Origin of the sequence: Frateuria defendens, assembly GCF_001182895.1 — a bacterium.
Taxonomy (GTDB): domain Bacteria; phylum Pseudomonadota; class Gammaproteobacteria; order Xanthomonadales; family Rhodanobacteraceae; genus Frateuria_B; species Frateuria_B defendens.
This window is the reverse complement of the sequence record NZ_LFQR01000261.1, coordinates 1-433: the sequence shown is the minus strand read 5'-3', so window position 1 is coordinate 433 and position 433 is coordinate 1. Positions and strand designations below refer to the sequence as shown.

At 59.8% G+C, this 433-nt stretch carries 1 pseudogene; it reads left to right on the top strand.

What is annotated here, in order from left to right:
- Positions 1 to 258: 258 nt before the first annotated feature.
- Positions 259 to 433, top strand: a pseudogene (locus tag ACH65_RS20165) (OmpA family protein); the annotation flags it as partial.

The following is a 433-nucleotide window of genomic DNA, read 5'->3' as shown; positions in this document are numbered from 1 at the left end:
CGGCTTCGGCCGGGCTTTTCCTTTTGCGCAGACGCGCGAAGGTTTCCCCGGCGTTTCCTTTTCCTGAACAAGGGCTCACCGAAAAGGTTGTTCAGGCAACCTCTCGGGTGGCACCTCTTAACGGTTTTGCTACACTTCGCCCCGCTTGATGTTTGGACGCCAAGCGGAAGCGGGTCGACCTTGGCCCAACAAGCTCTGTCGCGCGTTTCCGTCTGGGGTGGAACGGACGCGAAAACCAATAAATGAAGGAGACACCTGATGAATCGTAAGGGCATGTATCTGTTGATTGCCTTGGCCCTGGGCGGCGTAGGTGCCGTTCACGCGCAGGAGGCGACGAGCCCGGGATACGACGGCCGCTGGTACATCGCGCCGACCGTCGGCGGCTACTACAACGACACGGATCGCAACACGAGCAGCCGTCAGGTGTACTACG